Genomic DNA, 6,564 nt, shown 5'->3' on the forward strand with positions numbered 1-6,564 from the left:
CCTCCTGTCATGTTACTGTTTCCCTTCATTGTAAGCGCTGCCTCTGGCAATTGATTTAGCAAAAAGTACATAAAAAATAGCAATTAGTCCGAAAATTTTGGCGACTTGCCTAATCGTTAAGTTAGTCAATTCCGCCGGTCGCCCAATTGAATCGAACATGGTCACACGTTCCGTTATTTGCCTAAACGGAACGACTGACCAGCTGGAAAGCAGATGATTCATAGCGGATAGCTAGACCAGAAACCAAGCAACCAAAAAAACAAGCAGCTAAATTTAGCTGCTTGTCCGCGTAATACTCATATATAATATACTTATTGCTTGACATTAATTACTTTTGTACCATGTTCAAAAGCATGTGGGCAAGAGAATGCTGCTCTTCCTTGCTGCCTGATTTCCAAAGCTCCATAAGCAGCTGTTCTTCTCTGTTGCGAGGCTCTTCATGCTTCGCCAAATAGCTGGCAACAAACTCTGTTGCTTTAGCCAAGTGTTCATCACTTAGACCCATATTTTCGCCAATTTCTACTTTAGAAGATAGAAACTGCTTGAAGTGATCAAAGTTTTGTAAAATTTGATCCTTTTCCTCTGCATCTAAGCTTGAAAGTTCTTGCTGAACACTATTGTGCAAATCCATTTTTTTATCACTCCTTAATGATTTATGGACATAGTATTGACTCGTTTTATTATTAAAACCGTGGGAATTGTTTCTAAGGCAGTATGATATAATGGAGGTTGATTCTATGTCATGGAGGTTTCCCTAATATGTCGGATACAGCTTTTATTCGCACTAAGCTTTACGAACCTCTGCCAGTTAAACATATCGTTTCCTTGCATTACTTTGAATTTTCCAAAGATTTTTCTTTTGAAGGCGAAAAGCATGATTTTTGGGAATTTGTTTACGTGGATCGAGGCGAGCTTGCTGTATTCGCCGATACGGAAGGCTATTTGCTGAAGCAAGGCGATATGATTTTTCATAAGCCGAATGAATTTCACGGTGTTTGGGCAAACCACAAAATTGCACCTAATGTCATTATTATTTCGTTCGTATGCACAGCAAAGGAAATGGCGTTTTTTGAAAATAAAATTGTCAGCTTAACTGCCTATCAGCAGGAGCTGCTTGCGCAAATTATTAAAAATGGCTTCGCCGCTTTCAAGCCTCCATTTGACGATCATTTATATCATACCCTGCATCGGCGAGATGATGCTCCCATTGGAGCTGAGCAGCTAATAAAACTGCATCTTGAGCTGCTGCTGATTGACCTGCTGAGCCAAGGCGATGAGCCCACCAAAACGGTCAAACGGCAATCCAGCGCCATTAAATCCAAAAGTGAAGCGAATCTCGCCATGCAAATGTGCAGCTTTATGAAAAAGCATATATGCGACGATCTGACGCTTGAGCAAATTTATAAAACATTTCATCTCAGCAGAAGCCATGCGCTCAATTTATTCAAGGAGCAGCAAGGAATTAGCATTATGCGCTATTATCGCGAGCTCAAAATCGAACAGGCCAAGCAGCTGCTTCGATCTGAGCAATACACGATAACCGAAATTGCAAATAAGCTGAAGTACAGCAGTGTGCACAGCTTTTCTAGAGATTTTAAAGCGATTATCCATATGTCGCCCACTGAATATTTACGTACCGTCTTTGCAAAAAGCAAAGCAATCCAATAATTGATATGAAAAAGAGTGAGCTATTATAATGAATGCAACCATCAAATTAGTGTCCTGGAACGTCAATGGACTAAGAGCATGTGTCAACAAAGGCTTTATCGATTATTTCAACAAAATGCAGGCAGATTTATTCTGTCTTCAAGAAACGAAGCTTCAAAAAGGACAGATTGATTTGCAGCTAAGTGAGGAATATTACCAGTATTGGAATTATGCCGAGAAGAAAGGCTATTCAGGTACGGCCATTTTTTCAAAAATAAAACCTTTATCCGTCTGGTACGGTCTTGAGGAAGATAATGAACCCGAGGGCAGAGTTATTACATTAGAATTTGAAGGCTTTTATTTGGTAAATGTTTATACACCTAATGCGAGACGCGACTTATCCAGACTGGATGTGCGACTTGAATGGGAGGACCGTTTTTTACAATATCTGATACAGCTTGATCAAAAAAAGCCAGTCCTCGTATGCGGGGACCTTAATGTTGCCCACCAGGAAATCGATCTGAAAAATGCTAAATCAAACGTTGGCAACTCTGGCTTTACTTATGAAGAACGTGAAAAAATGACACGCTTGCAGCAGCATGGCTTTATTGATACTTTTCGTTATTTCTATCCGGATACTGCCGACGCATACACTTGGTGGTCCTATATGGCAAAGGTGCGAGAGCGAAATATCGGCTGGCGCATCGACTATTTTCTAGCGTCAGACAGACTTAAGGACAAGCTTATTGACAGCAGCATCGACGCTGCGATAATGGGCAGCGATCATTGCCCGATTATTCTAGAAATGAACCGTCTCCCTTAATCCAAAATAAAAATTGACATTCAAACTTGAGCAGTTTGAATGTCAATTTTATCGTAAATCATGCTAGTTCATTATTTTAAGTTACATGCTCATTGCCGGACCGAAAAACTCATAATGAATTTTGTTATCCTGCACGCCCCACTGCTTTAAGGCTTGATACATAGCTTTCATGAATGGTACAGGGCCGCAAACATAAAATACAGACTGCTTATCAACATTTGCTTGTAAAAACTCCAAATCGATATAGCCTGCTTTATTATATTGCTGCTTCGCGATGTCATCAGCTGTCGGCTTTTCATAGCATACATAGGCGGACAAGGAATCATGGCGTTTATCGAGCTCTTTCACATATTCACCAAATGCTTGGTATTCTCCGCTAATTGCCGCGTGAACAAAGGAAACGCTACGCTCAGGCTGATTTGCAAGAGTAGTGTTAAGCATACTCATCATTGGCGTTAAGCCAACTCCTCCGCTAAGCAGGACGAGCGGCTCGCTCGATTCAGTATCCAGTACAAAATCGCCAGCTGGAGCGCTCACTTCCAATGTATCTCCTACTTTTATATTTTGATGCAAATAGGTAGATACCTTGCCATTTGGCTTATCGTTTAAGCTATCCTCACGTTTAACGCTGATCCGATAATAATCCTGTCCGGGTGCATCTGACAAGCTGTATTGTCGAATATGCGTATAATCATCTCCCGGAATGTTCACCTTGACGCTGATATACTGTCCCGGAATAAAGCTTGCAATGCTTTGACCATCCACCGGCTTCAAATAAAAGGAAGTGATGACGTTGCTTTCCTCTACTTTTTTATAAACAACAAATGTTCTAAAATCAGCCCAACCGCCTTTTTGCTGCTCTGCGGCTACATACATTTCATGCTCTACCGATATAAACGCATCTGCAATAACGCCATATGCTTCAGCCCACGCATTAATAATCTCATCAGTAGCAGCATCACCAAGCACATCTTTAATTGCCATAAGCAAATGCTTGCCTACGATCGGGTAATGTTCTGCCTTAATGCCAAGGCTGCGGTGCTTATGGCCGATCTGTTTGACAACAGGGATAATAGTTTCCAGTTGATCGATATTTTTAGCAGCGGCATATACAGCATTCGCAAGCGCAGTTTGTTGTCTGCCTTGCTTCTGATTGGCATGATTAAATATATTCAGCAGCTCAGGATGATTTTCGAACAATAGCTGATAAAAGCGAGTCGTTATAGCATTGCCATGAACCTCCAGTACAGGCACTGTAGATTTAATGATTGCAATTGTTTCAGAATTAAGCATGCTTGATCATCCTTTCGGTTAAAGAAGTATTATATATACATCTTTTTATCATTTGGCGTGTCATAAAGCAATATTTAAAATACTTCTTTTGAAAAATGGACACATTTACTCGCTTAAATCTCCACAATATTGTAATATTTAATGGATGCACAACCATTCAATCCGTTTCCACAGAATGTGATATTATTAAGCAAGTACGGTATCTTGAACGCTGACCATATTCTGCACAAAAATTTATTAATTATAAGGATTATCAAAATTTCCGCTTCGAAAGTGGGTGAATTGCTGCATGCATTTAACTAATTACACAGACTATTCTTTGCGTGTATTAATTTACTTAGCGATCAAGCCTCAGGATCAATTATCTAATATCAAAGAAATTGCGGATGCCTATGACATCTCAAAAAATCACTTGATGAAGGTCATCTATCAGCTAGGTAAGTTAGAATTAGTTGAAACGATACGAGGACGCGGCGGCGGCATCCGGCTGGCTCGCTCCCCAAAGGATATCAATATCGGAAGTGTTGTAAGGCAAACCGAAGAGGGATTCGTTATGGTCGAATGCTTTGATCGAACGAAAAACAGCTGCATCCTCAGCCCTGCCTGCCGGCTTAAGTCTGTACTGAACGAAGCTTTGCGCGCCTATTTGAATGTGCTTGATCAATATTCGCTTGCTGATCTCGTGCTCAATCAGGATCAGCTGCTTGAGCTGATGGGCTTGCGCTCTTCTAAACTATAAAAATATGTTTCCCAACAAACAAACAAACAAAAAGACGCAAGCAAAAGCTGATCCGCTTTTGCTTGCGTCCTTTTTGTATAATCGCTGTTGCTAGAGCTCCAATTCCAGCTTGTTCAGCAGCTCAATAACTTCATTTGATTGCTGTTGAAGCTTTACTAACGTGTTTTGAGCTTCATTATGCTGCCCCTGCTCATACTGCTCGACAGCTTTTAGAGCATATTGATGCACCATTTGATGCGGATTCTCCAATTGCTTATAAACAGGCTGGCTTTTAATCGTTTCTGGCAGCTCGCTATAATACCACTTGCCCAGTCTGCAGGCTGTATGGGAGGATGCCCTCGTGACATCAAGCTTCGTTAAGCCGAGCAGCATATTGTATACTCTCCACTTCCATAGCAGATGGTCGGTTTTAGCGATTTTAACAATATCCTTCGCATTCATTTTTATATTAATGTTAAGGAAGGTTAGTCGGTACTTATCAATCTGCTCACTTAAATCGTAGATCATCTTTGCAGTTTCCAATGCAATTTCCTGAGAGTGTGAGCTCAGATCATGAATAATCGAATTGCGATGCGCAATATCAGCGACCGAAGATGCCTGTTCCTCTGTCATAGCCGCGATTTGAGTCGTGGACTGATTAATTTCCTTCATCGTCGCGACAATCATTTGCAGCTCTTGTCCAGCAGACTTGGCATCATTGACACCGCTTTCCATTATCGCTCTCGTACGAATCATCTTGCTGTTCACTTGATCGGAGGCAGCTTTCAAAGATTCCATATTCGCTGTAATCTGAGTAATCTGCTCTCTTGTATGCTCGGAAAGCTTACGTACTTCAGCAGCGACGATTGCAAAGCCCCTGCCCTCTTCTCCTGCTCTGGCAGCTTCAATGCTCGCATTCAAAGCCAATAAATTCGTCTGATCGGAAATTTCTCTAATAATATTGACGACATCCTGTGTTTGTTCAATCTCCTTATTAAGCTGGCTGACCTGCTCAAGCACTTCTCCGTATACTTGCCCTACCTGCTCAATATTGCCCAATGCCTGTCCGATAACACGCTGGCTCAGCTCAGCAGATTCAACAGCTTCCCCTGTACCGTCAGCTACTCTGGAGGAATGCTCAGCAACCTCTTGAATCGATGCGCTCATTTGCTCCGTCGCGCTAGTCACGCTAAGGCTCTCATCAAGCTGCTGTTCCATAGCAAGAATCAGCTGCTTTGTCGTATCCAGCTGTGTCATATTGTTAACCGTATCGGAGACGCTGAACAAAAATGTTTTTAACGTCTCTTCCATATAAACCTCAACGATTAGCTGCTGATCAAATGCAGCAAGCTTCTGTACAGCCATAACGGATTGAATCATCTGATGCGGATTGCCATGCATATTCTGCATGATCAAAGTTGTCATTAATTGCAGCAAAAAGTGATGCGCGGATATAAAATGATCTGCCGTTAAGTGAATGCGGCTATGTACATGACCTACGATGACTCTTGTTTTAACATAATCCTCGTTTACTTCTGCTTGCAGAAATTGGTCCAAATATTTTTCCATCGTTTTTCTAAGGCGTTCGACCGTGGAATGATTATTAATGATAGATTTCAAATGGTCGACGTTAGTAACCGCCCCATAAAAATGATTCACGAGCTCAGAACGATGCGGAGCTAAAATTTCTGCTGCTTTTTTCACTTGCTGCAATACATTTTTATCTATCCCCATAAAATTGAGACTCGCTTTAATGCGTTCGTCAATCCCCGAAATGTCTGTTGATTTGGAATGGCTTATGTAAGAATTCCATGACTGTGGCTTTTTTCCAAATAGGCTCATGCTTTTCCGCTCCCTTATGTCCAGTCAATGCTGCAGATAAAGTTAACAACAAAGGCTTCTGGTATCTATCATTTTTCAATATATGAATTTAATATGAATTTACTCGATAGTAACATTGTACGAATTGATTCACAAGCATTTCCTGTCACATCTTGTCATTTTTCATAAAATGCTTCTTACATAAAAATAAATAGCTCCATCGGCCCTCGTTAAGGAGAAAACCTATTCCTGCTTATATGGA

The 6,564-nt window shown here is 41.1% G+C and carries 7 protein-coding genes; 3 read left to right on the top strand and 4 right to left on the bottom strand.

What is annotated here, in order from left to right:
* Window positions 1-12: 12 nt before the first annotated feature.
* Together V1L65_RS13805 and V1L65_RS13810 are read right to left on the bottom strand one after the other, a co-directional pair.
* On the bottom strand, window positions 13-222 hold the full coding sequence (locus V1L65_RS13805; RefSeq protein WP_331699751.1) for a hypothetical protein: 210 nt from the start codon (window positions 220-222) through the stop codon (window positions 13-15).
* 106 nt (window positions 223-328) lie between these two features.
* The gene (locus tag V1L65_RS13810) at window positions 329-631 is read right to left on the bottom strand and encodes a DUF3243 domain-containing protein (protein WP_331699752.1); all 303 of its coding nucleotides are present in this window, start codon (window positions 629-631) and stop codon (window positions 329-331) included.
* 128 nt (window positions 632-759) lie between these two features.
* Here V1L65_RS13810 and V1L65_RS13815 point away from each other — a divergent pair, with 128 nt between their 5' ends.
* Together V1L65_RS13815 and V1L65_RS13820 are read left to right on the top strand one after the other, a co-directional pair.
* A complete protein-coding gene (locus V1L65_RS13815; RefSeq protein WP_331699753.1) occupies window positions 760-1,668 on the top strand; it encodes an AraC family transcriptional regulator in 909 nt (302 codons plus the stop codon).
* Window positions 1,669-1,708: 40 nt separating this feature from the next.
* Entirely contained in the window at window positions 1,709-2,470 is a 762-nt protein-coding gene (locus V1L65_RS13820) for an exodeoxyribonuclease III (RefSeq protein WP_331699767.1), read from the top strand.
* Between the two features lie 81 nt (window positions 2,471-2,551).
* Here V1L65_RS13820 and hmpA read toward each other — a convergent pair whose 3' ends face one another.
* A complete protein-coding gene (gene hmpA, locus V1L65_RS13825; RefSeq protein ID WP_331699755.1) occupies window positions 2,552-3,763 on the bottom strand; it encodes an NO-inducible flavohemoprotein in 1,212 nt (403 codons plus the stop codon).
* A 289-nt stretch (window positions 3,764-4,052) separates the two neighbouring features.
* Here hmpA and V1L65_RS13830 point away from each other — a divergent pair, with 289 nt between their 5' ends.
* Entirely contained in the window at window positions 4,053-4,502 is a 450-nt protein-coding gene (locus V1L65_RS13830) for an Rrf2 family transcriptional regulator (protein ID WP_331699756.1), read from the top strand.
* Between the two features lie 90 nt (window positions 4,503-4,592).
* On the opposite strand, the gene V1L65_RS13835 is transcribed toward V1L65_RS13830, so the two are convergent.
* Entirely contained in the window at window positions 4,593-6,323 is a 1,731-nt protein-coding gene (locus tag V1L65_RS13835; protein WP_331699757.1) for a protoglobin domain-containing protein, read from the bottom strand.
* Between the last annotated feature and the right edge of the window lie 241 nt (window positions 6,324-6,564).

Source organism: Paenibacillus sp. IITD108 (genome assembly GCF_036541265.1).
Lineage (GTDB): Bacteria > Bacillota > Bacilli > Paenibacillales > Paenibacillaceae > Pristimantibacillus.